This is a genomic window from Variovorax sp. CAN15, assembly GCF_030462475.1.
Taxonomy (GTDB): domain Bacteria; phylum Pseudomonadota; class Gammaproteobacteria; order Burkholderiales; family Burkholderiaceae_C; genus Variovorax.
The window spans coordinates 53718-78682 of the sequence record NZ_JASMRZ010000021.1; the positions used below are offsets into that span (position 1 = coordinate 53718).

A 24965-nucleotide genomic window follows, 5' to 3' on the forward strand; every position below is an offset into this window, starting at 1 on the left:
GAGCACGGCCCGTGCGATCCGCTCGTGGGCGGGTACGCCCACTGACACGGGTGCCCGCAACGGGACTACGATGTTTTTCCGGGCCTCTTGCCAACAATCGATCCAGCCCATCAACCCAGAAGGAGACAGCCCATGTCCAGCCACGTCTACAAAACGCTAGAACTCACCGGCTCCTCGCCGGCCGGCATCGAGGACGCGGTGCAGACCGCCATCGCCAAGGCGCACGAGACGGTGCGCAACATCCAGTGGTTCAACGTCACCGAAACACGCGGGCACGTGGTCGACGGCAAGGTGGCGCACTGGCAGGTGACGTTGAAGATCGGGTTCACGCTGGAGTGAGCCCTTCGGCCCGGCGCAATCGCTGGAGCTAGCGCAGGTAGCCCAGGTCCCGCACATCCGAGCGCACCGCCGAGCGGTCCACCCCCTGCATCGGCAGGCTCACCAGCAGCTCCAGCCGGCGGCGCAGCGAGAAGAGCATCTGCACCGCGTCGTGCGCGCTCCTGTCGGGGTCGCGGCCATCGAGCACGTCGGGGTAGGCCCACAGCGCCGCATCGGGCTGGCCGGGCCATGAGGGCTGCCGCGGCTCGGTGGATTCGTCGAGAGTGATGACGAAATCCGCGGGCTGGCCGTTGGCACGCGCGAGTTCATCCCAGCTGCGCGGCGAATGGTTGGGCAAGGGAATGCTCGCGCTCTTCAGCGCGGCGATGGCGGCAGGATGGAGTTCGCGGGCGACCTGCCCGGGTTGACCGCAGGAAGAGGCCGAGAACCGCTTCGGGTCCAGGTGCGCGAGGCACGCTTCGGCAAGGATGCTGCGCAATGAGTTCCGTCGCGAGACGAAGATCACGCCGATACGTTTTTGCATGGAACCCCAAATATAGCCAAGCGCTCTGAACCCGTCCTGACCATCGCACGCCGTTGCCGCCATGCTGCACAGCAGCGTCCGAACGGTGCAGACTCGGGGGCATGGACAAGCATTTCCTGACACCGCTTTTCGCGCCCGCCTCCATCGTCGCCTTCGTCGGCAATGCCGACGGACCGGGCGGACAGACGCCTGCCGGCCACACGCTGCGCGAGGCCTTCCGCGCCCAGCGCTTCGACGGCACGCTGCGCTTTCTCGACGTGCGCACCAAGGGCACGCTCGAAGAACTGGCGCAGACCCACGCCGACCTCGCGCTCATCGCGCTGGCGCCGGGCGACGTGGCGGCCGCACTGGAGATCGCGGGGCGCATCGGCTGCAAGGCTGCGGTGGTTCTTTCGAGCGGCATCGGCGCCGAGCAGGCAACGCAGTGGCGCAAGATCGCGCGTCGCGAGGGCGTGCACCTGCTGGGGCCGAACTCGCTGGGCTTCCAGCGTCCGCTGCTGCATCTCAATGCCAGCGTGGCCGGCCCGCTGGCCGCCAGCGGGCCGCTCGCGCTGGTGGCGCAGTCGGGTGCGCTCACAGCCTCGATGCTCGACTGGGCACGGCAGAACGGTGTGGGCTTTTCCAGCGTGGTGTCGCTGGGCCCGCACACCTCGGTCGACATTCCGCAGGTGCTCGACTTCCTGGCCAACGACCAGGCCACGCACAGCATCATCGTGTACCTCGAAGGCATTGCCGACGCGCGCCGGTTCATGAGCGCGCTGCGCTCGGCCTCGCATGCCAAGCCGGTGGTGGTGCTCAAGGCCGGGCGCAAGCCGGCGGGCAACGAGGCCGCGCAGACGCACAGCGCGGCCATCGTGGGCAGCGACGACGTGTTCGACGCCGCGCTGCGCCGCGCGGGCGCGGTGCGCGTGCGCTCGTTCGTCGAGCTGTTCTCGGCCGCCAAGTGCCTGGCCTCGCGCTACCGCCCCGTCGGCAAGCGCCTGGCCGTGGTCACCAACGGCGGCGGGCCCGGCGTGCTGGCGGCCGACTGGATCAACGAGATCGGGCTTGACCTCGGCAAGCTCTCGGCCCCCGCGCAGAAGCTGCTGCAGCCCGCCCTGCCCCCGCTCGCCTCGCTGGCCGACCTGATCGACTTGTCGGAAGAGGCGCAGCCCGCGCACTACCGCGCCGCCATCGACGCGGCCTCCGCCGACAGCCAGGTCGACGGCGTGCTCGCCATCTTCTCTCCGAAGGCCGGCATCGACGCGGCCGCCACCGCGAAGGCGCTGGCCGACATTCCGCGGCCGATGAACAAGCCGCTGCTGGCCTGCTGGATGGGCGACTCGTCGGTGGGCAAGGCGCGCGCGGCGCTGGCCGACGCGACCATCCCCAGCTTCCGCACGCCCGAGGCGGCCGTGGGCGCCTTCGGCAACATCGCGGCCTTCTACCAGAACCAGCAGTTGCTGCAGCAGACGCCGCCGCCGCTGTCGGCACTGGCAAAGCCCGACATCGAGGGCGCGCGCCTCCTCATCGAGAGCGTGCTGGCCGAGCGGCGCCATGTGCTGACGGAGATGGAATCGAAGTCGCTGCTGTCGTCCTTCCACATCCCGATCACGCGCACGCTGCTCGCGCGCAGCCCCAGCGAGGCGATGATGATCGCGACGCAGCTGGGTTTTCCGGTGGCGCTGAAGATCGATTCGCCCGACATCCCGCACAAGTCCGACGTGGAAGGCGTGGCGCTCAACGTGCTCAACGGCACCGGCGCGCGCGACACCTACATCGAGATGATGGAGCGCGTGGCCCGCCTCGCGCCCGAGGCGCGCATCAACGGCGTGACGGTGCAGAAGATGGTGCGCGCGCGGCGCGGGCGCGAGATCTACGTGGGCATGGTCACAGACGAGCCCTTCGGCCCCGTCATCGTGTTCGGCGCGGGCGGCACCATGATCGAACTCCTGAACGACCGCGCGATGGAGCTGCCGCCGCTCAACCAGTTTCTTGCGCGCCGGCTCATCGAGCGCTCGCGCGTGGCCGAGACGCTGGGCGAATGGCGCGGCGCCCATGCGGTGGACATGGAAGCGCTCGAAGACCTGTTGCTGCGCGTCTCGGAAATGGTGTGCGAGCTGCCCGAGCTGCGCGAGATGGACATCAACCCGATCATCGTGGACGAGAACGGCGCCATCTCGGTCGATGCGCGCATCGTGGTCGGCAGCAGTTCGCAGGCGGTGGCGGCCCATGTGGGCAACGCGGTCAACGGCTACCAGCACCTGGCCATCATGCCGTACCCCGCGCGCTACCGGCGCGAATGGCCGCTGGCGGGCTCGGGCGGCGGCACCTACATCGTGCGGCCGGTGCATCCCAACGACGCGCAGATGCTGCAGACGCTGGTGCAGGGCCTGTCGCCCGAAAGCCGCTGGTTCCGCTTCGTCTCGCGCTTCCACGAGCTGCCGCCGACGATGCTGTCGCGCTTCACGCTGATCGACTACGACCGCGAAATGGCGCTGGTGGCGGTGATCCTGGAGCGCAGCGTGTCGCCCGAAGGCTCCGTGCTCGAGAGCGAGCGCATCGTGGGCGTGTCGCGCTACGTGACCAACCCCGACCAGACCAGCTGCGAGTTCTCGCTGGTGGTCGCCGACGAGTTCAGCGGCAAGGGCATCGGCTCGCGGCTGATGGAAAGCATCATCGACGTGGCCCGCGACAAGGGCCTCGCCGAGATGGACGGGCTGGTGCTGGCCAACAACCCCGACATGCTGAAGCTGGTGCGCCGGCTGGGCTTCACGGTGAAGCCCTTCCCGGAGGACCCGGACTTCAAGCTCGTGACCTACATGCTGTAGCCACAGGTGGCCGTCGTAAGCTCGGCGGTTCCGCTTTTCCGGTTTTGCCTTTCATGATCCGAACGCTCCTGCGTCTCATCGGCCGCATCCTGCTGTCGCTCACCGTGCTTTCGACCTCGCTGTGGGCCTGCCTCGCGCTCTGGTACCAGGTCCCCGGGCCGGCCGCCGTGAAGATCGGCGCGGGCGTGCTGTGGGCCGCCTTCGGCCTCGCGGCCATCGCGCTGACGTGGCGCAGGCGCGCGGCGCGCGCCCTGCTCTCCTATGCAGTCGGCTTTGCGTTGCTGCTGGGCTGGTGGAGCACCATCCTGCCGTCGCAGAACCGCGTGTGGGCCGACGACGTCTCGCGGCAGCTGCACTCGCGCATCGACGGCAGCATGGTCACGCTGGACAACGTGCGCAACTTCGAATGGCGCAGCGACACCGACTACACCCAGCGCTGGGAAACGCGGCAATACGACCTCGAGCGCCTGCGCACGGTCGACGTGTCGCTTTCCTACTGGAGCGGCCCGGCCATCGCGCACACGCTGGTTTCATTCGGCTTCGACGACGGCCGATTCGTCACCTTCTCCATCGAGATCCGCAAGGAGCGCGGCGAGGCCTTTTCGTCCATCGGCGGCTTCTTCAGGCAGTTCGAGAACAGCCTGATCGCGGCCGACGAGCACGACATCCTGCGCGTGCGCACCAACGTGCGCGGCGAGGACGTCTACATGTACCGCGTGAGCCTGCCGCAGCCCGAGATGCGATCGCTCTTCCTAGCCTACCTGGGCGAAGGCGCGGCGCTGGTGCGCGAGCCCAGCTTCTACAACACGCTCACCGCCAACTGCACCACCATCGTGTACGCGCTGGCCAGGCGCATCGTGCCCGGCCTGCCGATGGACTGGCGTCTGCTGGCCTCTGGCTACCTGCCCGACTATCTCTTCGACGTGGGCGGCCTCGCGCCCGGCTACAGCATGGAAGCCCTGCGCATGGCGGGCCGCATCACGGACCGTGCCATCGCGACGGACAAGACGCCGGGCGCCGATTTCTCGCGGGCGATCCGGCAGGGCCTGCCGGGCGTCGCGCCTGCAGGCACCGGGGCGGCGCAATGAAGAGCGCGCTGCGTCTCTTCACTTCGCTGCCCGCGCTCGCCTGCGCGGCCGCACTGCTGGCCGGCTGCGCGGGCGTGACCGTCGGCTCGATCTCGCCGGCCGACTACCTCGCGCAGCGCCGCGGCGACGTGCTCACCACCGGCCGCCTCAGCACCTCCGCGCAGGAAGTGCTGCGCGTGATCGGCTCCGACGCCGACCTGTGCCGCAAGGACGGACAGGCCTGCCGCAACGCGCTGGCCGACTCCTCGGGCCTGAGCGACGAGCAGCGTCTCTCGGCGCTCTCCGAAGTCTGGCTGCAGGTGGCGCTCGCGGCCGAGAAGGACGGCGGTGCGACCGATGCCGCCGCCATCGAGGCCTGGTTCGAGACCGCGCGCCATGCCTACGCCTACCTGTTCTTCACCGCCCGCAAGCCGCGCGACCGCGCCTTCGAAGACCGGCAGACGCAGGTGCGCGACTACTACAACTACGCGGTTCAGCAGGCCATCACCGGCTTGTACGACGGAGTCCGCCGCAGTGGTTCGCGCGCGGGCGCGCAGCCTGCGATGCCGAAGGTGGGCGACTGGCGCATAGAGACCGACGTGTCGAACCTGCGCCTTCCTTCCGATACGCCCTTGCCCGACGAACTGATTCCCGCCGCCTCGCTGACTTTCTCCGGCCTGCGCAACACCTACCGGCGCGACGGTTTCGGCGCGGAGCTGGTGGCGGCGAGCAACAAGCGCACGGACGACGAGGCGCCAAGGCAGAACGTCGATCCCGCGCAGAAGCAGAAGCCTCGTCCGCCCTACCGCGAGATGCCCTTCCCCGCCGTCACCGCGCTGCTGCTCTTCGACGGCGCCAGCCTCGGCGAGGTGCTGGGCACGCGCACGCTGCGCATCGCCGCCTACGACCCGTACCGCACGGCCAACGTGCGGCTCGCAGGACAGGAGGTGCCGCTGGCGGCCAACTTCACCTCCGGCTACGGCCTGTGGCTCGCGCGCTCCGACTTCGCGCTGCAGGCGCTGCGCAGCCTCTTCGGCGGCCGCGAGGGCCTCACGCAGCCGCGCATCTACCTGATGCAGCCCTACGACCCGAACCGCCGCACGGTCATCATGCTGCACGGCCTGGCGAGCAGCCCCGAGGCGTGGATCAACGTGGCCAACGAGGTACTGGGCGACGAGACGCTGCGCCGCCGCTACCAGATCTGGCAGGTGTACTACCCCACCAACGCGCCGCTGCCGATCAACAACTTCGCGATCCGCGAAGCCGTCACGCAGACGCTCGCGCACTTCGACCCGACGGGCAAGGCCGTGGCCTCGAACAACATCACGCTGATCGGCCACAGCATGGGCGGCGTGCTGTCGCGGCTCATGGTGTCTTCGTCGGAAGACAAGCTCTGGGACGCGCTGCTCGCCAGCTACCCGATGCAGGGCGCGCAGCAGCAACGAATGGAGGAAAAGCTCGCGCCCTACCTGCGCTTCGAGCCGCTGCCACAGGTGAGCGACGCGATCTTCATCGCCTCGCCGCATCGCGGCACCGACTTCGCCAACAACCGCATCTCGCGCTGGGTGGCCAACCTCATCACGCTGCCGGTGGCGATGCTCGGGCAGCTGGGCGACATCTCGCGCGAGCTGATCCGCATCGCGCCAGCGCGGCAGGACCAGGGCACGCTGCGCATTCCCAACAGCATCGACAACCTCAGCGACCGCGATCCCTTCGTGCGGCTGTCGTCGGGCCTGCCGATGAATCCGCGCGTGCGCTTCCACTCGATCATCGGCAACGACACGCCCGGCGTGGCGCAGGCGCTGTCGAGCGACGGCATCGTGCCCTACGCCAGCGCGCACCTGGACGGCGCGGCCTCGGAACTGGTGATTCCCTCGGCGCACAGCGTGCAGGAGAACCCGCTGGCGATCCTGGAGATACGGCGCATCCTCAGGGAGCAGTTGCGTCCCGAGGCCGCGCGCTAGGCGACCGCCTTCTTGCTACTTGTTCCCCGAGCGCTGCTGCGCCCGCACGCGCCCCAGGAACTCGCCGAAGAGCGCCTTCTTCCCCGGAAAGCGCTCCTTGCCCTCAGCGAAGATGGCCTCCGCGGCCGCCAGCTCGCCCAGCCGCATGAGGCATTCGCCCTTCGAGAAGAAGGCGGCCTCTCCATCGGGGTTCACCTGCAGCGACTGCTCGAAATCGTCGAGCGCCTCCTGGAAGTTGCCGAGCTCCATGCGCGTGAAGGCCCGGTTGTCGATGGCCTCGAAGAAGAGCGGAAAGAGTTCCACGGCCGCGTCGTACTCGGCGATGCCCTCTTCCTTGCGGCCCTGTTCGCAAAGCTCGTTCCCGCGCAGATAGTGCGCATTGGCCTGTCGCACGATCTCCTGGCCGTCCTGGCCCATCAGCTCCAGATATCTCGGGAAGTCGGTGAGCCTCAGGTACTCGGCGAAGCCGATCAGGTCGTCCTGCGTGGGCTGACGGTTGCCGATGAGTTCGCTGCCCTGGCTCACGCCGTCGGCGTCGATGGGCGAATGCCATATCAACACTTCGGCCTGCTTCAACGATTCAATGGTGGGCCGCTGATCAAGCGGCTGGTAGCTCAGGCAGTGGGCGACCGATGTTCCATCGGGCCATGGATCGACTTCCAGAACCCAGACGGCGCGCCAGGCGTTTCCGTTCTTGTAGGCGAGCACGTCGCCCTTCTTCAACGTCGGCGCCGATGCGCCGCCCTTCGCCGGAGGTTCGGATGGAGGCACAGAGCCCGTGAGACGTACGGCGAGCCATTGGATGAATCTGGGCAGCATGGTGTCGGGTTTCCATCCGGAGATTGAGTGCGCACAGCAACGATGCCGGGCAGCAGCGTGCCACTTTAGCCGCTCGGCCCTCTTCTTCGTTTTCGTCTTTCGTTCCGCGCCTTTGCCTTCATTGACCTTCGCACGGGCCATGCCCTAACATCGCCGCCGCGGTGCAAGCCGCACCCGGGCCCGCGGGAAGGGTTGAACCCACTTGCCTTCATTTGCCGATCCACACGCCTTTTGTGCAGCCGGATTTGCGGGCCGACGGCGTCTGATGCACGGAGGTTCGAATGAAGCGCATGCCCGCCCGGCCCGACCTGGGCCATCTGAAGAAGCAAGCCAAGGAGCTGCTTGCTCTCTGCCGAAGCAACGATCCCGCCGCCACCACCCGTTTCCGCGAAGTCCTGCCGGCCGCAGCCGGCAAAAGCGACGCCGCCATCGCGGCCCTCGGCTTGCGCCTGCACGACGCGCAGTCGTGCATCGCGCGCGAATACGGATTCCTGTCGTGGGCCGACCTGCAAGGCTTCGTTCTTGCGCGCCGCTCGCAGGCGGACGATCCGGCGAAGGCCGTGCTGCAATGGCTGCGCCTCGTCTATGCGGGCGACATCGCCGGAGGCATGACTCGCGCACGGCCTGCCCTGGCCCTGCGCCTGCTCGAGGAAAGCCCCGGCCTGTTGGGCGACGACCCCATCCTCGCCTGCGCCATCGGCAACGAGGCACCGATCCGCCAGGCCATCGAGCGCGACACAGGCTGGATGAACCGCGCCGGAGGCCCTCTCTCGCTCCCACCGCTCGTCGCGGTCGCCCACTCCGGGCTGCTCCAGCTGCCGGACTACCAGGAACGCCTGCGCAACTGCGCGAAGCTGCTGCTCGACGCAGGCGCGGACCCGAATCAATCGGCAGGCAACCGCTGGCCTCCGGCATCGCTTGCCGCGCCCGACCAAACCGAGCGCCTGTCCGCGCTCTACGGCGCCGCCGGCCAGAACCGCGATGCCGTGCTCACCAGGCTGCTGCTGGACGCGGGCGCCGATCCCAACGACGGCGAATCTCTCTACCACTCGCTTGAAACCCCGGCCTGCACAAAGCTGCTGCTCGAAGCCGGAGCACGCGTCGCGGGCACGAACGCGCTCTACCGCGTACTCGACCTCGACGACGTGCAGACCCTGCGCCTGCTGCTCGCGCACGGCGGCGACGCGAACGAGCCGCCCATGGGCTCGCCCACCAGCGACTGGGGTTCGCCGCTGCTGTGGGCCATCCGCCGTCGCAGGTCGCCCGCGCACATCGAAGCGCTCCTGGCGGCAGGCGCCGATCCCTTGGCCACCACATCCGACGGCACGAGCGCCTACACAGCCGCCCTGCGCTTCGGATTGCCCGAAGTCGCCAGCCTCCTTCAGAAAGCCGGAGGCGCCGCCTCGATCCCCGTGGACGAAGCCTTCATCGCCGCCTGCGCACAAGGCGACGAAGCCGCGGCCCGCGTCATCCAGTCGGCGCACCCCGGCATCGTCAGCGCTCTCTCCGAAGCACAGCTGCGCCTGCTACCTGAACTTGCAGCCCAAGGCTGTGCCGACGCGGTGAAGCTGATGGTCAGGCTTGGCTGGCCCATCGCCACCCGTGGCGGCGACTGGGACGCCTCGGCGCTGAACAAGGCCGTGTTCCGAGGCGACGCCGGCCTCGTGCGCTTCCTTCTGGAGCACGGCGCCAGCTGGGAAGAGCGGCACGGCTTCGGCGACAACGCCTGCGGCGGCCTTTCATGGGCTTCGTGCAACGAGCCGGGAGGCGAAGGCGACTGGTTGGGCTGCGCCGAAGCTCTGGTCGCACACGGCATGCCCACCGCACGGCCCGACCCCGAGAGCCCGGACAGCGTGCTCATCGGCGGGCGGCGCTATGTGTTCTCGGACGAGGTCACCGATTTCCTGCTCGGTGCATCAGCGGCGCGAGGCTGAGGAAAAAAAACGGACCCGAAGGCCCGCAAAAAGCCGTCCATCGAATTGAGAAAGACCAATCCGACTCCGACTCACCTCGAACTCAACTCCAGGGGCCCCTGCTCCTTCTTCCCTCATGCTTCGGAAGAGGATTTTGCGGAGCATCGCGCGAGTTGCTTGCGCTGAATTCCTATATCGATATCCGCTTGCCGCTTGCCGCTTGCCGCTTGCCGGGTGGGCGCCGCCGCTCACCACGAATGCGGCATCAGGCTCAACATGGTTGCCGCGTGCAGCCGCCGAAGCGCCCGCACCGGCACGTAGCCATGCGGCGCGCGGCGAGCCAACGCATGCGGCGAAGCCGGCGGAATGCGCCAGGCCTTCGCGGTGAGGGCCAGGACATGGCGCGCCTGGGCTGCCGGGGAGACGTGGTGGGTGTAATGCGTGCGCAGTTGCATGGCAATGAATCGGATGAATGCTTGCGCCGATTCTGCAAAGCGCACCCGCCTTTGCCAAAGACGGATTCCAAGTTACCTGATGCGATCCGCGATGAGAGACCGAACTCAGGCGAAGTCCGTCGAGGGCTTCTCCCAGAGGTTCACGCCGCCTTCCACCGCGTACCTGTCGATCTCGGCCAGTTCCTCCGTGCTCAGCGGCGCATGCGACAGCGCCGCCACGTTGTCGACGATCTGCTCCGGCCGGCTCGCGCCGATCAGCGCCGAGCTCACTCGCGGATCGCGCAGCGTCCATGTCAGCGCGAGCTGGGCCAGCGACTGGCCGCGGCGGCGCGCGATCTTGTTGAGTTCGCGGGCGCGCTCGATGTTGGCGTCCGACAGGTGCTCCTGCTTCAGCGAGCCGCCGCCGGGCCGGTTGATGCGCGCATCGGCCGGAATGCCGCTGAGGTACTTGTCGGTCAGCAGGCCCTGCGCCAGCGGCGTGAAGGCGATGACGCCGGCGCCGAGTTCGTCGGTGGCGTTCAGCAGGTCCTTCTCGATCCAGCGGTTGAACAGGTTGTAGGCCGGCTGGTGGATCAAGAGCGGCACCTTCCACTCTCGCAACAGCGCCGCGATCTCGCGCGTCTTGCCGGCGGAGTAAGAAGAAATGCCGATGTACAGCGCCTTGCCCTGCTGCACGGCCTGGGCCAGCGCGGAGGCTGTTTCCTCCAGCGGCGTTTCGGGGTCGAAGCGGTGCGAATAGAAGATGTCGACGTAGTCCAGGCCCAGGCGCTGCAGGCTTTGGTCGAGGCTGGCGAGCACGTATTTGCGCGAACCGCCGCCCTTGCCGTAGGGGCCGGGCCACATGTCCCAGCCAGCCTTGCTGGAGATGATGAGTTCGTCGCGGTAGGGCTTGAAGTCTTCGCGCAGCAGCCGGCCGAAGTTGGTCTCGGCGCTGCCGTAGGGCGGGCCGTAGTTGTTGGCAAGGTCGAAGTGGTTGATGCCCAGGTCGAAGGCGGTGCGCAGCAGCTGGCGCTGCGTGGCGATGGAGGTGGTGTCCCCGAAGTTGTGCCAGAGCCCGAGCGAGATGGCGGGCAGCACGAGTCCGCTGCGGCCGACGCGGCGGTAGGGAATGGCGTCGTAGCGCTTGGAGTCGGCGTGGTAGGTCATGGGTTTGTCTGGTCCTGACGATGGATGTAGGAGAAAGGCAATCGGGATAGGTCTTCGAGGATGCCCCCGCGTGCTGCGCGCGGCAAGCATTCCCATGTGGCTGTCGCACTTATCCCTCGCCGCATATGCATGTGCGGATTTCTTCGTTGGCCGAAGAAGGAATGCACCCTCGGTCTTTCCCATCGGGTACGCCGGCAGCAATCGCTGCCTGCGCACAGACGCGCCCTACTTCGAAGCAGCCTCGCCTGCCGCGACCGCGCGGCTCTCCACCAGCCCCTCCCTCGGCAGCAGCAAGGCCAGCGCGATCACACCCAGGCTCACCACCAGCATCATCACGAAGGTGAGGTGCAGCGACTCGCCCAGCACGAGGCGAATGGCCGAATCGCCCGCGACGGAGCCGTGCACGCCCTGCAGCAGCATGCGCAACTGCTCGTCGGAGAACATCGGGCGGCCGTCGCCGTGGGTGAGCCCGAAGTTGAAGACCGCGCCGAAGAAGGCAGCGCCCAGCGCACTGCCGAGATTGCGCGAGAACACGTTCGAGGCGGTGGCGACGCCGCGCTGCGCGAGATCGACGCCTTCCTGGATGAGGATGAGCGAGCTCAGGCTCATCACGCCCATGCCCAGGCCGATGATGAAGGAGCCGACCGCGGGCAGCACCGGCGAGCTGCCGGCGCCCAGCAGCACGAAGGTCGAGGTGCCCACCGGGATCAGCGCCGCGCCAGTCACCACCATGCGCCACAGGCCGATGCGGTGGAAGGTGCGCGAGGTCAGCGTGGCGCCGATGGGCCAGCCGAGCATCACCATCGTGAGCGCGAGGCCGGCAGTGACGGAGGAGCGCTCGAGCACCACCTGGACGTACATCGGCAGGAAGGTGGTGATGCCGATCAGCACCATGCCGGCGAGCATGGCCGCGCCGTTGACGGCGGCGATCATGCGCCCGCCCCACAGGCGCAGCGACACCATCGGGTCGGCCGCGCGGCGCTCCTGCGCGATGAAGAGCACCAGCGTGACCACGAAGAGCCCGGCCCATGCGAGCGCCACGCCCGAATTGCCCACGCCGAATTCGGTGAGCGCGATCATCAGCGACGCGATGCCGACGGTGAAGAGCACCGCGCCCACGATGTCGATGGAAGAGCGCCGCACGGTGGGCGCTTCGTGCAGGAAGAGCCAGAAGCCAGCGGCGGCCGCCAGGCCGATGGGCACGTTGACCCAGAAAATCCACGCCCACGAGAGCTTCTGCACGATGAGCGCGCCGATCATCGGCCCCAGCACCGCCGATACCGCCCACACGCTCGCGAGCCAGCCCTGCACCTTGCCGCGCTCGCGCACCGGGTAGAGGTCGCCCACGATGGTGAGCGCCACTGGCTGGATCGCGCCCGCGCCGATGCCCTGTATGAGCCGGAAGCAGATCATGGCCGGCATCGACCAAGAGAAGCCTGCAAGCACCGAGCCGATGACGAAGACGGCGATGCCCACGAACATGATCGGCTTGCGGCCGTAGAGGTCGGAGAGCTTGCCGAACACCACCGTCATCGCGGTCTGTGCCAGCAGGAAGGAGGCGAACACCCAGCTGTAGAGATGCAGCCCGCCCAGCTCGGAGGCGATCTGCGGCATCACGGTGGAGACGATGGTGGCTTCGATGGCCACCATCGCCATGGAGGCCATGATGGAGGCGATGACCAGTGGGCGGCTTGTTGTTCTGTGGGGCGTGGAGGTCATGAGCCGTGCATGCTATAGACGGCATGAGCCCCTGTCGCTGGCTCGGGCTCTCGGCCACCCGAGCCCGAAAGCGAGCTCACGCGGCGTTCAGCGCCGAAGTGCCGTCGTAGATGTAGCGGCGCGACCAGGGCAGCGTCTTCGCCGCCCTGCCCGCCTTGCGCCCGACGATCTGGTAGATCGCCACGTCGTCGTTCTCGAAGGCATAGGCGCAGCCCGCGAGGTACACGCGCCAGATGCGGAATTTCTCCTCGTCGACCAGCGCGCGCGCCTTCTCGCTGTTGGCCTCGTAGGCGTCGCTCCAGAAGCGCAGCGTCTGCGCGTAGTGGCGGCGCAGGTTCTCCACGTCGAATGCTTCGAGCCCGCCTTGCTGCATGGCCTGCAGCGCGAGGCTGATGTGCGGCAGCTCGCCGTTGGGGAACACGTAGCGGTCGATGAAGTCGCCACCGCCGTACGACACGCCGCCGCCTTCCGGGTCGGACGAGGTGATGCCGTGGTTCATCACCACGCCGTCGTCGGCCAGCAGCTGCTGCACGCGCCTGAAGTAGTCGGGCAGGTTCTTGCGGCCCACGTGCTCGAACATGCCGACGCTGGTGATGCGGTCGAACTGGCCGGTCACGTCGCGGTAGTCCTGCAGGCGGATCTCGATGCGGTCCTCCAGGCCCGCGGCCTTCACGCGCTCGGTAGCCAGGTCGAACTGGTTCTGCGACAGCGTCACGCCCACGCAGCGCGCGCCGAACTTCTGCGCCGCACGGATCACCAGCGCGCCCCAGCCGCAGCCGATGTCCAGCAGGGTCTGGCCCGGCTTGAGCTCGATCTTGGTGAGGATGTGGTCGATCTTCTTGAGCTGCGCGGTGGCGAGGTCTTCGTCGCCGTTCTCGAAGTAGGCGCACGAATACACCATGTTCGGATCGAGCCAGAGCTTGTAGAACTCGTTCGAGACGTCGTAGTGGTATTGAATGGACTTCTTGTCCGACGACCTGGTGTGCGTGAAGTAGCGCGCCATGTTCTGCAGCGCGCCTCCGGGCTTGTCGATCGAGGTTTTCGCAAGGCCGTAGGCGATGTCGATCACGTCGCTGAGCTTGCCCTCGATGTCGATCTTGCTCTTGACGTAGGCCTCGCCCAGATTGTCGAGCGTGGGCTGCAGCATCAGCGAGAGCGCCGCCGGCGACTTCACGTGCAGCGTGACGACGGGCCCGCTGAAGGTGCCGAAGTCATAGGACTGGCCGTCCCACAGGGTGAGCCGCGCCGGCAGGTTGGCGCGTGCGCGGACCGCGGCGCACCACTGCGCCAGCTTCTTTTCCCAAAGCATGCATTTCTCCGTGTTGTTGAGTTCTCCCGCCCGGGCGGGCGTGTTGCTGCAGCGGGCAAAACAATAACGAAGTTCCGCGGAACGTGCATGGTCACGTCAGCGCAAGAAATCGCAGCAAGTGCTAGAAGGCGGCTGGTGCGCGCCGGCGCTTCAGGCCGCTTCCATCGACGCCGCGCCCATCGCGTCGTTGCCCGCCTCGCCCAGCCAGCGGCGCTTGTCGCGCAGCGGCGGCGCGCCGAACATGCGGCCGTACTCGCGTGCGAACTGCGATGTGCTCTCGTAGCCCACGCTGTGCGCCGCGCTCGCCACGTCGGCGCCGGCGATCAGCATCTGGCGGCGCGCCTCCTGCAGGCGCAGCTGCTTCTGGTACTGCAGCGGGCTCATGGCCGTCACGGCCTTGAAATGATGGTGGAACGAAGACACGCTCATGTGCACCGCGCGCGCCATGTCCTCCACCCGCAGCGACTGCGCGTAGTTCATGCGCAGCGCGCTGATGGCCTTGGTGATGCGCTGCGTGTGGCTGTCCTGCAGCGCGATCTGCCGCAGCCGCGCGCCCTCGCCGTTGACCAGCAGGCGGTACATGATCTCGCGCTTGATGAGCGGCGCCACGATGGGCACGTCGTCCGGCGTGTCCAGCAGCCGCAGCAGGCGCAGCACCGGCTCCAGCACCGGCATGGCGATGCGGTTGACGTACATGCCGCGCGAAGCCGGCGCGTTGGCCTTGGCGGGCAGCTTCTCGTCGCCGATCAGGTCGCCGATCTCATCCAGGGCCAGCTCCAGCCGCACGCCCAGGTAGGGCTCCTGCTCGCTCTTCACGCAGACCTGGCCGCACACCGGCAGGTCGACGGATGTGACGAGATAGTGCATCGGGTCGTACACATAGATGTCGTCGCCCACGATGATGCGCTTGGAGCCCTGCGCGATCAGCCCCAGCGCGGGGGACGCGAAGCCGTGCTTGGGCCCTTCGGGCTTGCGGATGCAGAACACCTGCAGGCCGGCTATGGCGGTGACGACCGTGCCTTCCTGTCCCTGCGTGATGTGCTCGATCAGCGCCACCAGTTCCTTGCGGGCTGCGTCGAGTTCGGGTTCCAGCGGCATCGGCTGGGCGATGGCTGCTGCGATTTCGGGTGTTTCGTCGGACATGTTCGGGCACCTTGTCACGATGGAGGAGCCGGCGAGAACCGGCATACAGGGGGCCAGATGGGCGAATCGCCCCCAAAAGCCCCCTGGAGGAATGAGCGGATCGGAGCTTAGCGCTCCTCTCCCCGGTTCGCACGCGCCGGCGGGGAGGTCTGGAGAATCAGGCAAATACTTTGCAGGAACGCGCTCGCCGCGGGCCGGACGGCGGCGGGATACTTTTTTCCGGCAGATCCCGTTCCCCTCCCTCCCCTCCTTTCTCCTGCCTCCCCGCAAAGGAACCTCTCCATGCAATACCGCAAATTCGGCCGCACCGGCCTTTTCGTTTCCGAACTCTGCCTGGGCACCATGACCTTCGGCGGCTCCTCCGGCATCTGGGGCCAGATCGGCAACCTGCAGCAGTCCGAGGCCGAAGGGCTGATCGGCCGCTCGCTGGACGCCGGCATCAACTTCATCGACACGGCCGACGTGTATTCCGAAGGCCAGTCCGAAGTCATCACCGGCCAGGCGCTGAAGAACCTCAAGGTGCCGCGCGACAGCTTCGTGCTGGCCACCAAGGTGCTGGGCGAGACCGGCAGCAAGGGCGTCAACTCGGCCGGCGCCTCGCGCTTCCACATCATGGACGGCGTGAAGGCCAGCCTGCGGCGCCTGCAGCTGGACCACATCGACCTCTACCAGATCCATGGCTTCGACCCGGTCACGCCCATCGAGGAAACCGTGCACGCGCTCGACAACCTGGTGCGCCAGGGCCACGTGCGCTACGTGGGCGTGTCGAATTGGGCCGCCTGGCAGATCGCCAAGGCGCTGGGCATCGCCGAGCGCGACCGGCTGGCGCGCTTCGAGTCGCTGCAGGCCTACTACACCATCGCCGGGCGCGACCTGGAGCGCGAGCTGGCGCCGCTGCTGCGCAGCGAGAACGTCGGCCTGATGGTGTGGAGCCCGCTGGCGGGTGGCCTGCTCAGCGGCAAGTACGGCCGCAACACCGAGGCGGAGAAAGGCGCCCGCCGCACCAGCTTCGACTTTCCGCCGGTGAACGTCGAACGCGCCTACGACTGCATCGACGTGATGCGCCAGCTCGCCGAGGCGCGCGGCGTGTCGGTGGCGCAGATCGCGCTGGCGTGGCTGCTGCACCAGCAGGTGGTGACCAGCGTGATCATCGGCGCCAAGCGCGTGGAGCAGCTGGACGACAACATCGCGGCCACGGCCATCAAGCTCACGGCCGAAGAGCTCGCCACGCTGGACAAGGTGAGCGCCCTGCCGGCCGAGTACCCCGGCTGGATGCTGGAGCGCCAGGGCGGCGTGCGCGGCAAGCGGCTGGAGGAATCAGGCCGCCGCGGCTGAAGCCGCCTGCAGCGATGCGCGGCGACGCGCCGCATGCGCCGCCGTCGCCCGCAGCGCGCGCAGGTCGATGTGGCGGGCCGCGCTGGCCGCATCGGGCTTCTCCAGGTGCGGCACGATGCCCAGCAAGGGCGCGCCGAGCCGCGCGCGCAGCGTCTGCAGATTGGCCTGCGGCGCGAGCATCGACGGATCGACCATGCTCGCCACCCAGCCCGCCAACACCAGGCCGCGCGCGCGGATCGCCTCGGCGCTCAGCAGCGCGTGGTTGAGGCAGCCCAGCCGCAGGCCGACGACGAGGATCACCGGCAGGCCCAGCGCCACGGCCAGGCCGGCGCTGTCGAGGTCGTCGCCGAAGGGCACGCAGAAGCCGCCCACGCCCTCGACCACCACCGCGTCGGCATGCGCCGAGAGCTGTTCGAAGGCCGACAGCAGCGGCTGCAGCGCGATGTTCACGCCCTCCTGCCTTGCCGCGAGGTGCGGCGACATCGGTGCGCGCAGCAGATAGGGGCAGCGCAGTTCCAGCGGTGCGTCGACGTTGCCGGCGGCATGCAGTTGCTCCACGTCCTCGTTGCGCCAGACACCGTCGACCTCTTCGAGGCCCGCCGCCACCGGCTTCATGCCAACCGCGCGCAGGCCCGATCCGGCCAGCAGGCTCAGCATGGCACTGCTCACGAGCGTCTTGCCGATGCCGGTGTCGGTGCCGGTGACGAACCAGCGGCGCTGTTGCGTCATGCCGCCTCCTTCAGCTGCTGGCTTGCAAGGGCCTCGCCCAGCGCATCGACCAGCCGCGCGACGTCGGCTTCGGTGTGGCTGGCCGACAGCGCGATGCGCAGCCGTGCCGTCCCGGCCGGCACCGTGGGCGGACGGATCGCCCCGACGCGCAACCCATGTGCATCGAGCTGCGCCATGGTCAGCATCGCGCGCGCGTTGTCGCCCACGATCAGCGGCTGGATCGCGGTTGGCGACTCCGGCAGCCACGCGCCGCCATCCGGCGGCAGCACTGCCTCCACCCCCAGGCGCAGCTGAGAGATGCGCTCCTTCAGCTGCGCACGGCGTTGCGCGCCCTCCTCGCCCTCGATCAACGCCAGGCTCGCAAGCAACGCATGCGCCACGGCCGGCGGCGCGGCCGTGGTGAAGATGTACGGCCGCGCCCGCTGCACCAGGTAGTCGATGACGGTGCGGTGCGCCGCCACGAAGGCACCCGACACGCCCGCCGCCTTGCCCAGCGTGCCGACCAGCACCAGCCGCTGCGAATTCAGGCCCAACGCTTCTGGTACGCCGCGCCCCGTTTCGCCGAGCACGCCGAAGCCGTGCGCATCGTCGATCACCAGCCAGGCGTCGTGCTTCTCGGCCAGCGCGAGCAGCGCGGCCACGGGCGCGATGTTGCCGTCCATGCTGAACACCGCGTCGCTCACGATGAGCTTCACCGGCGCGTCGCAGGCCGCGAGTTGCATGTCGAGCGCCGCCACGTCGCAATGCGCGTAGCGCTCCACGCGCGCCTTGGCCAGTCGCGCCCCGTCGATCAGCGAGGCGTGGTTGAGCGACTCCGAGAAGATGACCGCGTCCGCCCCGCCGAGCGCCGACAGCACCGCGAGGTTGGCCATGTAGCCGGTGCAGAAGAACAGGCTGCGCGCCTCGGGAATGAAGGGCGACAGCCAGCCGGCCAGTGTTTCCTCGAGCTGCGCGTGCGCGCGGGAGTGCCCGAGGATCAGGTGCGAGCCGCCGCTGCCCGTGCCGTACAGCGCGGCGCCTTCGGCCCATGCCTTCGCCAGCGCGGGATGGGCCGCGAGGCCGAGGTAGTCGTTGCTGCTGAAGCAGAGCATGGTGCGCGGTACGGTGCTGCCGGCCAGCGTCAGCGTCTGCAGCGGGGCGCAGGCGGTTTCGGCGATCTGCCTTCGGCGGCGCAGCGACTGGGCGTCGAGCGCGTCGATCTCGCCCTGCAGGCGGTCAAGCAAGCGCGACATCGCGGGCTCCTTCCTTCTTCGGGTTCCGCGGGTTCTGCGGGTTCGTGGCCATGACGGCATCCAGCGTGGCGAGCGTGCCGTCGACCAGCAGGTCGATCTCGTCGTCGCTGATGGCGTATGGCGGCATCAGGTACACGGTGTTGCCGATGGGCCGCATCAGCAGCCCCTGCGCGCGCGCCGCGAGGTGGAAGCGCTCGGCGAAGCGGGCGCCGGGCTCGCGCACGTCGAAGGCGGTGATCATTCCGCGCTGCCGCAGATGGTCGGCTGCGCGGCCTTCGAGCCCGTCGCCCAGGCGCCGCAGCAGGCGCGCCGCCCTGCCCTGGTTGCGCTGCAGCGCGTCTTCGGCTTCGAACAGATCCAGCGTCGCCAGCGCCGCGCGGCAGGCCAGCGCATTGCCGGTGTACGAGTGCGAATGCAGGAAGCTGCGCGCCGCGTCGTCGTCGATGAAGGCGTCGTGGATGGCATCGCGCGCCATCACCAGCGCCAGCGGCAGGTAGCCGCCGCTGATGCCTTTCGAGAGGCAGAGAAAGTCGGGCCAGATGCCGGCCTGCTCGCAGGCGAAGAAGCTGCCGGTACGCCCGCAGCCCACCGCGATCTCGTCGGCGATGAGGTGCACGCCATGCCGATCGCACAGCGCACGCACTCGGCGCAGGTATTCGGGGTCGTGCATCGCCATGCCGGTGGCGCATTGCACCAGCGGCTCGACGATCACTGCGGCGATGGTGCCGTGCTGCTCGGCCAGCAGCACTTCGAGTTCGGCGGCTGCGCGGCAGGCCACGTCGGCTGCGCTCTCGCCGGGAGCGGCATTTCGCGCATCGGGCGAGGCGACCAGATGCGCGTTCGCGAGCAAGGGCGCATAGGCGTCGCGGAACACCGGCACGTCGGTCACGTGCAGCGCGCCCAGCGTCTCGCCGTGGTAGCCGTGCTTCAGCGCGACGAAGCGCCGCTTGTCGCCGCGGCCGGCGTTGCGCCAGAAATGAAAGCTCATCTTCAGCGCGATCTCCACCGCCGAAGCGCCGTCGGACGCATAGAAGCAATGCCCGAGCGCGCCCCCTGTGAGCGCGGACAGCCGCTGCGCCAGCTCCACCGCGGGCGCATGTGTGCAGCCGGCGAGCATCACGTGCGCGAGCGTGTCGAGCTGGTCCTTCAGCGCCGCGTTGATCGCCGGATGCGCATGACCGAACAGGTTGACCCACCACGAACTGGTGGCGTCCATGTAGCGCCGCCCTTCCTGGTCGAAGAGCCACACGCCCTTGCCGCGCGCGATGGGCAGCGGCGGCACCGCCTCGAGGCGGATGCTCTGCGTGCACGGATGCCACACATGGCGCCGGCTGCGCTGCTGCAGGTCGGCATTGGAAGATGAGGAAGAAGCAGTTGTCGCAGGCACCCGCGCAGTCCTTTCGTGAGGGCAAGGCGCGGGATCGTATCGACGCGTTCAGGGGGCGGCAAACCGCTACTCGGCGCGTGAGATGACGGGCTGTTCAGCGATGTTTGATGGCGTAGCGCTCGCGTTCGGAGCAACGTCGCGGAACACGCCGGCTTCTCGCTCTCGAGGACGTGTGGCCGGAAAACGCAAGTTGTCCGGCTGGCGGCAGAAACAGGCCATGAATGTCCGATTTGCGGGACCCAGCGGCGCAGCGCGCGAATTTCGGACATGCATCGTGGCCTGTTTCAGCAGCCCTCGCGGGCCGCCTCAGCCCGAGTTCCTGTTCACCAGCCCGGCGATGTACTCGCGCAGCGAGATCGCCCCACGCACCGGCTTGCCGGCCGGCTCGTAGTGCTGGTCCATCGTGGCGCGCGTCATCGCGGCGTACGACTTCGCGGCGGCGTCGGAGAAGCCCAGCCGCCCGAACGCCTGCTCCAGCTGCTCGCGCGGCGTCTCCACGACTGCGACCGGCTTTCCGAGCGCCTCGGAGAAAGCCCGCGCCACGTCGCCCGGCGAATAGCGCTCCGGCCCTTCGACATGGTGCGGCCCCGATGATTCGGCCGGGCCCAGCATCAGCTTCGCGGCGTACTGGCCGAGGTCGTGCGGCGCCACCATGGGCAGCGTGAAGTCGGCGGGGAACATGCTGTAGACCTTGCCTTCCTTGCGCGCGGTTTCCAGCGAGGCGTCCCAGTTGCTCATGTAGTAGGCGGCGCGAAGAGCGCTGAATGGCGCCGGGCCGGCGGCGAGCGCCTGTTCCAGGTCGTACAGCACGCTGAGGTCGCCGATGCCTTCGCCGGGCTGCGCGCCGTAGGCCGACTCGGCCACGATCTTCTCGAGCGTGCAGCCTTCGAGCGCCGAAACGATGGCGCGCACGCTCCTGAGCTCCTCGGCCACCGTGTCGGAAGACGGCGGTGCGGGCGGATTCAGCACGAAGACGCGCTTCCCGCCCATGAACACGCGGTGCAGCGCGTGGGTGTCGAATACGTCGACCTGTGCCACGTGCGCGCCCTTGGTGCGCAGGGCCTGGGCCTTGTGCGCGTCGCGCGTGACCACCGTGACCGCCTCGCTGCGTTCGAGCAAGGCTTGCGCCAGCGCCGAGCCGACGTGGCCGGTCGCTCCCAGGATGATGTGCATGGGCCGCTCCCCTGCGCTCATCCGCGCTTCTCGGCGTTGCGCTTGCGCGTAGCAGCGGCCTTCTTCGCCGAGGCCGATCGCTCGGCTGCCGTGCGATGCGCCGCGGCGGCACCGCCCAGCCTTCCGCCCTTGCGCGATGGCCCGTGGTTCTCGGTCTTGCCCCGGCCTGAACCGCTCTTCTTGCCACCCCCGGTCTCGGCGTTCACCGTGGCCCAGGCGCGGCGCTCGGCCTCGCCCTTGCCGACGCCGCGATGCTCGTAGCCTTTCTCGATGTGCTCGGCCTGTCGCTTCTGCTTGTCCGTATAGGACGACTTGTCGCCTCTTGGCATGCCTTGCTCCTGCAGTTGGTTAAGGAGCTTTCATGCTGGGCGCGGCATGTGCGCCGCGAGTAAGAAGACGGTCATGCCGGGCGTCGGCGTTGTCCGTCGTCGCGCTGTAAATTGCTTGTCAGGAGCCCGGCTTCATGCGCCGCAGGTGCGCCAGCATCTCCTCGCGGACCACGCCGGCGATTTGGCTGCGCCGCCCGTTCTCCAGCATGGCGGCTGAGGCCGACCGTCCGGTTCAGGTCGCCGCGCGGCCGGTGACCTTGACGCGTCGTGTGCGCAGGGTGATGGAGTAGCGCAGCGCCCCGGTCGGCGCGATCGCATGCTGCCAGGCCCACCGCGCCGGCCCGCGCAGCAGGTACACGGAGCGCGGCTCGATCAGGAATTCGAGCGCGGCCGGCCCCGAAGCAGGAGCGCCCGGCGCGTAGGGCCTGAACTGCATCACCGCGTCGTTGTTCAGCGAGACACCGATGATCTCTTCGAAATCGGGCACATCGCGGTGCCAGCCCAGCGGGGTGCCGGGCCGGTACTCGGCGATCAGCATGTGCGTCAGTTCTTCGGCAGCAATGCCGGCCCAGGCGGCCGCCTTGTCACGAAGCGGGAGCAGTTCCGCGGGCAGCGCCGCGCCGGGCTTCAGGCGGTTGGTGTCGAAGTCGTAGCTGCCACCGAAGCTGGTGCCCCGGCGGCGCGCGGTGTATTCCTTGTAGCGCATCTCCTTGAGCGGGAGGGCCTGCACGATCTGCAGCAGGCCGGCTTCCTCCTCGGGCGACAGGAACCCGCTTTCGTAGCGCAGTCCTTCAATCGCGGCCACCGGCGTATCGCCGAACAGGTCTGGCTGTGCGGCGTGTTCGAGGCGTCTGGTGGCGCGCGTCATCTCATGCTTCTTGCGTCAGGCTATTGCTGCCAGACGCGAACCCAGTCGACTTCCATGATGCCGTTGGTGCTGGCGCCCAACGGGCCGTAGCCGTCGGGCGGGATGTCGCCTGCCCAGTCCTTGTCTCTGATCTCGCAGGTGAGCTTGATGAATTCGTTGCTCAGCGAAAGGCCCTTGTCGGTCGTCCAGTACGGCTTCGGAGCGCCATCGAGGTAGAACTCATAGCCCTGCGGCGTCCAGAGCAGGCCCAGCGTGTGCCAGTCCTTGAACGACTGGCCTTGCGGCAGCGCCTCCACGTTGCTTTGATCTACCAGATGGACGCCCTTTTGGTAGCCATTCCAATGCACCGCGCTCGAATAGCTGCTGCGAAGGTCCGGCATGTTGCCGCCACCGATCGCACGCTGCTCGATGATGTCGATTTCCACGCCGGCGGCCGGGTTGGGAGGCGTGTATGCCCTGTTCTGGTTGGACATCAACCAGAAGGCTCCCCACTGCCCGGGAGCGCTCGCGAAGCGGACGCGGGCCTCGACGTATCCGAAGCAGAACTCGTAGCGCCCGGCCGTGCGCAGAAAGCCGGTGTGGTGCCGACCGGTAGAAGGATCGGTGTATGTCGTGATCTTCATGACGCTGCCCGAAACGGTCACGGCTTCAGCCGTCTGGAATGCGTCGTCTCGCTGATTGGTGAGCGGGGTCCATTTGGTGCGGTCCAACGCGTTGCCTTCGAATTCGTCGCGCCACACGAGCCGGTAGTTTCTTGCCGCCGCAGGCACCAGCGCCACTTCGAAAGGCTTGCTGGATCTGGTCTCTCCACCAGCCGCCCGGACAAAGATTGGCGCGTCTTTCGCCGAGTCGGGCACGGTCACCGAAATCTGGTTCGCAGAGTCGACGCTGAACTTCGTCGCTACCACCTCTCCGAATCTGACGGTGGAGCCCGAATCGAATTCGGCTCCGGTGATGACGACCACATCGCCTCGCATTGCCAGGCCCGGAGAAAACGAATGGATGACGGGGCTTTTAGCCGGGGACGGCATTGCGGCTGCTGGCGGTGCGGCAGAAGATTCCGGCGAAATTGCACCTGCAGGATTTGCGGAGGAAGGCAGCAGCGCTGCGGAATTGATTTCGCTGCCTGCACCACTGCTTCCTCCGCCTCCGCAAGCGCCGATGGCCGAGGTCCCCAGGAGCGCCGTGGCTGCCTGCGCGCCCTTTTGCAGGAACTGTCTGCGCGATTTTTCAGGAATTGCCGACTGTTCGACCGGGCGATCTGATTGCATGGAATTTCCTCCTTCTTGGATTTGCCATCCAATTTTAAATTCGCCCAAAAGTTTACAATTCAATTCGGCAATTGAATGAGATTCTCCTCTGCAATGTTTTTCAATTGAGAGCGCACCGGGGCTCGATAGTTTGCAATTGCGCCCACCTGAAGGCGGATTTCGGCGGCCGGGCCCCATCGTGTCAGCCCTTCACCAGCCGCACATCCCACCAGCGCGGCAGCAACTCTCGGATCTCGGCACGCGCGAACCGGTCGTCCAGCAGATGCAGCACGCCCCGGTCTTCCTCGGTGCGGATCACGCGGCCGGCCGCCTGCACCACCTTCTGCAGGCCCGGGTAGAGATACGTGTATTCGTATCCCTTCCCGAAACGCGCCTGCATGCGCTCGCGCGTGATTTCGTTGAGTTCGTTGTATTGCGGCAGGCCCAGGCTGGCCACGAAGGCGCCAATCAGGCGGCTGCCCGGCAGGTCGATGCCCTCGCCGAAGGCGCCGCCCAGCACCGCGAAGCCGATGCCCTGCCCGCCCTCCTCGAAGCGCGCGACGAAGCCCTGGCGGTCGGCCTCGCGCATGCCGCGGGTCTGGCTCCACACGGGTACGCGGGGGTGCCGCAGGGAAAAGGTGGCGCAGGCCTTCTCCAGGTAGTCGAAGCTGCTGAAGAAGGCCAGATAGTTGCCGGGCAGGCGCTCGAACTGCGCGCCGATGATGTCCGCCACGTTGCGCAGCGACCCCGCGCGGTCGCGAAAGCGCGTCGACACGTGCATCGCCACTTCGACGCGCAGCTGCGCGCCGTGGAACGGCGAGGCCACGTCGAGCAGCGCGGCGTCCTCGGGCATGCCGAGGGCGTCGCGATAGAACTCGAAGGGCGAGAGCGTGCCCGAGAAGCAGGTGACCGAAGCCGCCTGCGCGAAGCGGCTCTGCAGGAACGGCGCCGGCACGAGGTTGCGGATGGCCAGGCGGCGCGCCTGTTGCGAGGCACCCAGCGTGCGCTCGAACACCGAGTGGTCGCCGAAGGCCTCGGCCAGTCGCGCGAAGTGCAGCGCGTCGAAGAAGAAGCGCTGCAGCGGCCCCTGCGAAGCCTCGGGCGTGGCCGCGAAATGCTCGGCCATTGCCGTATTGGCGGCCTGCAGGGTGCGCAGGAAGCGCTCGGGAATCTCGTCGGCGGTTTCGTAGCCGACCTGTTGCGACTGCTGCACCGTGTCCCATTCGCGGAACACCCGCGCGAGCGGGCCGCGCAGCGCGGCGGGCGCCGCGCGGTGGGCCTCCTCGAGCGCACCGCCGTCGAGCTCGGCCGTGTACATGCCGCGCGCGCGTTCGAGCAGGTTGTGGGCTTCGTCGACCAGCACGGCGGCACGCCAGTCGGCCTCGCGCATGGTGGCGTAAAGAAAGGCGCTGCTGTCGAAGTAGTAGTTGTAGTCGCCGACGACCGCGTCGGCCC

General features: G+C 68.0%; 21 protein-coding genes. 6 read left to right on the forward strand and 15 right to left on the reverse strand.

The genetic code is table 11. The features are described 5' to 3' along the window. The first annotated feature begins 132 nt into the window (after positions 1-132). Positions 133-339: a dodecin gene (locus tag QMO14_RS15720; protein ID WP_301508205.1), complete on the forward strand. Its 207-nt coding sequence runs from the start codon at positions 133-135 to the stop codon at positions 337-339. 28 nt (positions 340-367) lie between these two features. Here QMO14_RS15720 and QMO14_RS15725 read toward each other — a convergent pair whose 3' ends face one another. After that, entirely contained in the window at positions 368-862 is a 495-nt protein-coding gene (locus QMO14_RS15725) for a low molecular weight phosphatase family protein (RefSeq protein ID WP_301508206.1), read from the reverse strand. Between the two features lie 101 nt (positions 863-963). Here QMO14_RS15725 and QMO14_RS15730 point away from each other — a divergent pair, with 101 nt between their 5' ends. Genes QMO14_RS15730 through QMO14_RS15740 form a run of 3 tightly spaced genes read left to right on the forward strand, consistent with a single transcriptional unit; the run spans position 964 to position 6703 of the window. Continuing rightward, positions 964-3672 carry a bifunctional acetate--CoA ligase family protein/GNAT family N-acetyltransferase gene (locus tag QMO14_RS15730; protein WP_301508208.1) on the forward strand — a complete coding sequence of 903 codons (2709 nt, stop codon included), beginning with the start codon at positions 964-966 and terminating at the stop codon, positions 3670-3672. Positions 3673-3725: 53 nt separating this feature from the next. Beyond that, entirely contained in the window at positions 3726-4760 is a 1035-nt protein-coding gene (locus QMO14_RS15735; RefSeq protein WP_301508209.1) for a DUF4105 domain-containing protein, read from the forward strand. Next, complete coding sequence (locus tag QMO14_RS15740; RefSeq protein WP_301508210.1) at positions 4757-6703, forward strand: triacylglycerol lipase; 1947 nt, start codon at positions 4757-4759, stop codon at positions 6701-6703. Before QMO14_RS15735 ends, QMO14_RS15740 begins: the two co-directional genes overlap by 4 nt. 15 nt (positions 6704-6718) lie before the next feature. Here the strand turns inward: QMO14_RS15740 and QMO14_RS15745 are convergent, their stop codons facing one another. After that, positions 6719-7522 carry a tetratricopeptide repeat protein gene (locus QMO14_RS15745; RefSeq protein WP_301508211.1) on the reverse strand — a complete coding sequence of 268 codons (804 nt, stop codon included), beginning with the start codon at positions 7520-7522 and terminating at the stop codon, positions 6719-6721. 281 nt (positions 7523-7803) lie between these two features. On the opposite strand from QMO14_RS15745, the gene QMO14_RS15750 reads away from it, so the two are divergent. Next, complete coding sequence (locus QMO14_RS15750) at positions 7804-9456, forward strand: hypothetical protein (RefSeq protein ID WP_301508212.1); 1653 nt, start codon at positions 7804-7806, stop codon at positions 9454-9456. A gap of 227 nt (positions 9457-9683) precedes the next feature. Here QMO14_RS15750 and QMO14_RS15755 read toward each other — a convergent pair whose 3' ends face one another. The 5 genes from QMO14_RS15755 to QMO14_RS15775 form a co-directional block, all read right to left on the reverse strand. After that, the gene (locus QMO14_RS15755) at positions 9684-9890 is read right to left on the reverse strand and encodes a hypothetical protein (protein ID WP_301508214.1); all 207 of its coding nucleotides are present in this window, start codon (positions 9888-9890) and stop codon (positions 9684-9686) included. Between the two features lie 105 nt (positions 9891-9995). Next, on the reverse strand, positions 9996-11036 hold the full coding sequence (gene mgrA, locus QMO14_RS15760; protein ID WP_301508216.1) for an L-glyceraldehyde 3-phosphate reductase: 1041 nt from the start codon (positions 11034-11036) through the stop codon (positions 9996-9998). Between the two features lie 225 nt (positions 11037-11261). Continuing rightward, positions 11262-12755: an MFS transporter gene (locus QMO14_RS15765; RefSeq protein WP_301508218.1), complete on the reverse strand. Its 1494-nt coding sequence runs from the start codon at positions 12753-12755 to the stop codon at positions 11262-11264. Positions 12756-12831: 76 nt separating this feature from the next. Further along, positions 12832-14064 (reverse strand): cyclopropane-fatty-acyl-phospholipid synthase family protein, encoded by a 1233-nt coding sequence (locus QMO14_RS15770; protein ID WP_301508220.1) that lies wholly within the window; start codon positions 14062-14064, stop codon positions 12832-12834. A gap of 150 nt (positions 14065-14214) precedes the next feature. Next, positions 14215-15207, reverse strand: a complete 993-nt coding sequence (locus tag QMO14_RS15775) for an AraC family transcriptional regulator (protein WP_301508222.1) — start codon at positions 15205-15207, stop codon at positions 14215-14217. Between the two features lie 282 nt (positions 15208-15489). On the opposite strand from QMO14_RS15775, the gene QMO14_RS15780 reads away from it, so the two are divergent. Then, on the forward strand, positions 15490-16542 hold the full coding sequence (locus tag QMO14_RS15780; RefSeq protein WP_301508223.1) for an aldo/keto reductase: 1053 nt from the start codon (positions 15490-15492) through the stop codon (positions 16540-16542). Here the strand turns inward: QMO14_RS15780 and bioD are convergent. The 8 genes from bioD to QMO14_RS15820 all read right to left on the reverse strand — a co-directional run. Beyond that, the gene (gene bioD, locus QMO14_RS15785; RefSeq protein ID WP_301508224.1) at positions 16525-17271 is read right to left on the reverse strand and encodes a dethiobiotin synthase; all 747 of its coding nucleotides are present in this window, start codon (positions 17269-17271) and stop codon (positions 16525-16527) included. The two genes, QMO14_RS15780 and bioD, sit on opposite strands and share 18 nt — an antisense overlap. Continuing rightward, a complete protein-coding gene (bioF, locus tag QMO14_RS15790; protein WP_301508226.1) occupies positions 17268-18503 on the reverse strand; it encodes an 8-amino-7-oxononanoate synthase in 1236 nt (411 codons plus the stop codon). The genes bioD and bioF overlap by 4 nt, the downstream gene beginning before the upstream one ends. After that, positions 18487-19890, reverse strand: a complete 1404-nt coding sequence (locus tag QMO14_RS15795) for an adenosylmethionine--8-amino-7-oxononanoate transaminase (protein WP_301508228.1) — start codon at positions 19888-19890, stop codon at positions 18487-18489. Before QMO14_RS15795 ends, bioF begins: the two co-directional genes overlap by 17 nt. Before the next feature lie 306 nt (positions 19891-20196). Further along, entirely contained in the window at positions 20197-21063 is an 867-nt protein-coding gene (locus QMO14_RS15800; protein WP_301508230.1) for an NmrA family NAD(P)-binding protein, read from the reverse strand. A gap of 17 nt (positions 21064-21080) precedes the next feature. Next, entirely contained in the window at positions 21081-21392 is a 312-nt protein-coding gene (locus QMO14_RS15805) for a plasmid stabilization protein (protein WP_301508232.1), read from the reverse strand. A gap of 232 nt (positions 21393-21624) precedes the next feature. Beyond that, complete coding sequence (locus QMO14_RS15810; protein WP_301508234.1) at positions 21625-22260, reverse strand: alpha-ketoglutarate-dependent dioxygenase AlkB; 636 nt, start codon at positions 22258-22260, stop codon at positions 21625-21627. Positions 22261-22280: 20 nt separating this feature from the next. Then, positions 22281-23531 carry a family 16 glycosylhydrolase gene (locus QMO14_RS15815; protein ID WP_301508237.1) on the reverse strand — a complete coding sequence of 417 codons (1251 nt, stop codon included), beginning with the start codon at positions 23529-23531 and terminating at the stop codon, positions 22281-22283. 181 nt (positions 23532-23712) lie between these two features. Then, positions 23713-24965 (reverse strand): ATP-dependent DNA helicase (locus QMO14_RS15820; protein WP_301508239.1); only part of this gene is annotated, 1253 nt, incomplete at its 5' end.

Excerpts from the sequence above, each read along its gene's own strand:
- QMO14_RS15720 (WP_301508205.1), top strand. The coding sequence starts at position 133 with ATGTCCAGCCACGTCTACAAAACGCTAGAACTCACCGGCTCCTCGCCG.
- QMO14_RS15725 (WP_301508206.1), bottom strand. The coding sequence starts at position 862 with ATGCAAAAACGTATCGGCGTGATCTTCGTCTCGCGACGGAACTCATTG.
- QMO14_RS15730 (WP_301508208.1), top strand. The coding sequence starts at position 964 with ATGGACAAGCATTTCCTGACACCGCTTTTCGCGCCCGCCTCCATCGTC.
- QMO14_RS15735 (WP_301508209.1), top strand. The coding sequence starts at position 3,726 with ATGATCCGAACGCTCCTGCGTCTCATCGGCCGCATCCTGCTGTCGCTC.
- QMO14_RS15740 (WP_301508210.1), top strand. The coding sequence starts at position 4,757 with ATGAAGAGCGCGCTGCGTCTCTTCACTTCGCTGCCCGCGCTCGCCTGC.
- QMO14_RS15745 (WP_301508211.1), bottom strand. The coding sequence starts at position 7,522 with ATGCTGCCCAGATTCATCCAATGGCTCGCCGTACGTCTCACGGGCTCT.
- QMO14_RS15750 (WP_301508212.1), top strand. The coding sequence starts at position 7,804 with ATGAAGCGCATGCCCGCCCGGCCCGACCTGGGCCATCTGAAGAAGCAA.
- QMO14_RS15755 (WP_301508214.1), bottom strand. The coding sequence starts at position 9,890 with ATGCAACTGCGCACGCATTACACCCACCACGTCTCCCCGGCAGCCCAG.
- mgrA (WP_301508216.1), bottom strand. The coding sequence starts at position 11,036 with ATGACCTACCACGCCGACTCCAAGCGCTACGACGCCATTCCCTACCGC.
- QMO14_RS15765 (WP_301508218.1), bottom strand. The coding sequence starts at position 12,755 with ATGACCTCCACGCCCCACAGAACAACAAGCCGCCCACTGGTCATCGCC.
- QMO14_RS15770 (WP_301508220.1), bottom strand. The coding sequence starts at position 14,064 with ATGCTTTGGGAAAAGAAGCTGGCGCAGTGGTGCGCCGCGGTCCGCGCA.
- QMO14_RS15775 (WP_301508222.1), bottom strand. The coding sequence starts at position 15,207 with ATGTCCGACGAAACACCCGAAATCGCAGCAGCCATCGCCCAGCCGATG.
- QMO14_RS15780 (WP_301508223.1), top strand. The coding sequence starts at position 15,490 with ATGCAATACCGCAAATTCGGCCGCACCGGCCTTTTCGTTTCCGAACTC.
- bioD (WP_301508224.1), bottom strand. The coding sequence starts at position 17,271 with ATGACGCAACAGCGCCGCTGGTTCGTCACCGGCACCGACACCGGCATC.
- bioF (WP_301508226.1), bottom strand. The coding sequence starts at position 18,503 with ATGTCGCGCTTGCTTGACCGCCTGCAGGGCGAGATCGACGCGCTCGAC.
- QMO14_RS15800 (WP_301508230.1), bottom strand. The coding sequence starts at position 21,063 with ATGCACATCATCCTGGGAGCGACCGGCCACGTCGGCTCGGCGCTGGCG.
- QMO14_RS15805 (WP_301508232.1), bottom strand. The coding sequence starts at position 21,392 with ATGCCAAGAGGCGACAAGTCGTCCTATACGGACAAGCAGAAGCGACAG.
- QMO14_RS15810 (WP_301508234.1), bottom strand. The coding sequence starts at position 22,260 with ATGACGCGCGCCACCAGACGCCTCGAACACGCCGCACAGCCAGACCTG.
- QMO14_RS15815 (WP_301508237.1), bottom strand. The coding sequence starts at position 23,531 with ATGCAATCAGATCGCCCGGTCGAACAGTCGGCAATTCCTGAAAAATCG.